Origin of the sequence: Paracoccus sp. (in: a-proteobacteria), from assembly GCF_046462195.1 — a bacterium.
Classification (GTDB): Bacteria; Pseudomonadota; Alphaproteobacteria; order Rhodobacterales; family Rhodobacteraceae; genus Paracoccus.
Genome location: NZ_JBKGUN010000049.1, coordinates 1 through 2,726 on the forward strand (window position 1 = coordinate 1; position 2,726 = coordinate 2,726).

The following is a 2,726-nucleotide window of genomic DNA, read 5'->3' on the forward strand; positions in this document are numbered from 1 at the left end:
CCCATCATCGCCGCCATGACGATGTCGCGGCCCGTCCGCAGGCCGCCGTCGGTGCGCAGGGTGACGCGTTCCCGCAGGCGGTTCATGGCCAGAACCTGATGCGCCTCGGTCAGGCCCATCTCCCACGGAAGACCCGCGAACTTGATGGACGTGGCCGGGCTAGCCCCCGTGCCACCGTTGTGGCCCGAGATCAGGATCACGTCGGCCTTGGCCTTCGCCACCCCCGCCGCAATCGTGCCGACGCCCGAGGAGGCCACCAGCTTCACCGTGATCTTGGCGCGCGGGTTGATCTGCTTCAGGTCGTAGATCAGCTGCGCCAGATCCTCGATCGAGTAGATGTCGTGGTGCGGCGGCGGCGAGATCAGCATCACGCCCGGCGTCGAGTGACGCAGCCGCGCGATCAGCTTGGTCACCTTCATGCCAGGCAGCTGCCCACCCTCTCCGGGTTTCGCACCCTGCGCGACCTTGATCTCAAGCTCTTCGCAGGCGTTCAGATATTCGGCGGTGACGCCGAACCGGCCCGAGGCGACCTGCTTGATCTTGGCGCAGGGGTTGTCGCCGTTGGGCAGCGGGTGGCTGTGCGCCGGGTCCTCTCCGCCCTCGCCGCTGTCGGATTTGGCGCCGATGCGGTTCATCGCAATGTTCAGCGTCATGTGCGCTTCGGGCGACAAGGCCCCCAGCGACATGCCGGGCGTGACGAAGCGCTTGCGGATCGAGGTGATGCTCTCCACTTCGTCGATGGGCACGGCCTTGCCCAAGGGCTTGATGTCCAGCAGATCGCGGATGTGGATCGGCGGGTTCGCCCGGATGGTCGCGCTGAACTGCTTCCAGACATCATAGGATGCCTTTTCGCAGGCGACCTGCAGCAGCTTCATCGTGTTGGCTTCCCAGGCATGCTTTTCACCTGCACGGCGCAGCTTGTAGAAGCCGCCGATCGGCAGCAGGTCCACGTTGTCGGCATGGAAGGCCTTGTGGTGCAGATCCTCCAGCTTGGCCTGCAGCCCGTGCAGGCCGATGCCGCTGATGCGGCTCTGCATGCCGGGGAAATACTCGGCCACCATGGCGCGGGACAGGCCCACGGCCTCGAAGTTCAGGCCGCCGCGATAGGACGACAGGACCGAGATCCCCATCTTGGCCATGATCTTGAGAAGGCCCGCGTCGATCGCCGTGCGATACCGGCGCATGTTCTCGATCAGCGAGCCGGTCAGCAAGCCGCGCTCGATCCGGTCGTTGATCGAATCCTGTGCCAGATAAGGGTTCACGGTCGTCGCGCCGCAACCGATCAGCACGGCAAAGTAATGGGGGTCGATGCATTCGGCCGCACGGACGTTGACGCTGCAAAAGGTCCGCAAACCCTTGCGCGTCAGCCAGCTGTGAACCGCGCTGGTTGCGAGGATCATCGGCATGGCCACGCGATCCGCGCCCTGCGCCTCGTCGGTCAGGACCAGATGACCGGCGCCGGAACGCACGGCATCCTCGGCCTCGGCACGAATGCGCGCCAGTCCTTCGCCCAAGGCGTCATGGCCGGCATTGTCGGGGAAGGTGCAATCGATCACCGTCACCGTGTCGCCGAACATCTTCACCATCTCGGCGAATTCGCCGTTGGCGACGAAGGGGCTTTCCAGGATCAGGATCTCGGTCTGCGCGCTGCTTTCGTCCAACACGTTCTTGAGGTTGCCGAACCGCGTCTTGAGGCTCATCACCCGCGTCTCGCGAAGCGAATCGATCGGCGGGTTGGTCACCTGACTGAAGTTCTGGCGGAAGAAGTGGCTCATTGGCCGGTACTGGTTCGACAAAACGGCCGGCGGCGTGTCGTCGCCCATCGAGGCGATCGATTCCTTGCCGTCCTCGGCCATGGGGGCCAAGACATGCTCCAGCTCTTCCATGGTGAAGCCGGCGGCGGTCTGGCGGCGGCGCAGCTCGTCGCCCGCGAACTGGATCGATTCGGGCAGCTCGCGCATCACGTCATTCAGGTCGACGACCTTCTCGATCCACTCGCCAAAGGGCTGGCTGCTGGCCAGACGGTCCTTGATCTCGGTGTCGTGGTACAGCTTGCCGTCCCACATATCGACCGCGATCATCTGGCCCGGTCCAAGGGCACCCTTTTCGCGGACGTTCATTTCGTCCACCGGGACCATGCCCACCTCGGAGCCGGCGATGACCAGATTATCGCCCGTCACGATATAGCGCATGGGCCGCAGGCCGTTGCGGTCCAGACCGCCGCAAACCCAGCGACCGTCGGTCATGGCCAGCGCGGCGGGACCGTCCCACGGCTCCATCACGGCGTTGCAATAAGCATACATGTCGGCCCAGGCCTGGGGCATGTCGGTCGTGGACTTGGACCAGCTTTCCGGCACCAGCATCGTCTTGGTCATGGGGGCCGAACGGCCCGACCGCACCAGGACCTCGAACACCGCGTCCAGTGCCGCCGAGTCGGAGGACCCGGCCGGCACGATCGGCTTGATGTCCTCGGCCGCTTCGCCAAAGGCACTGGAGGCCATGCGGATCTCGTGGCTGCGCAGCCAGTTCAGGTTGCCCTTCAGCGTGTTGATCTCGCCGTTATGGGCCAGCATCCGGAAGGGCTGGGCCAGCCACCACTGCGGGAAGGTGTTGGTCGAATAGCGCTGGTGATAGATCGCGAACGCGCTCTCGAACCGCTCGTCCTTGAGGTCGGGATAGAATTCCGCGACCTGCTCGGCCAGCATCATGCCCTTGTAGATGATCGA

General features: G+C 64.6%; 1 protein-coding gene. It reads right to left on the reverse strand.

Annotation, left to right across the window (positions count from 1 at the left end; genetic code table 11):
• Nucleotides 1-2,726, reverse strand: a 2,726-nt coding sequence (gene gltB, locus ACLHHB_RS03470) for a glutamate synthase large subunit (RefSeq protein WP_410216893.1), incomplete at both ends; no start/stop codon positions are given.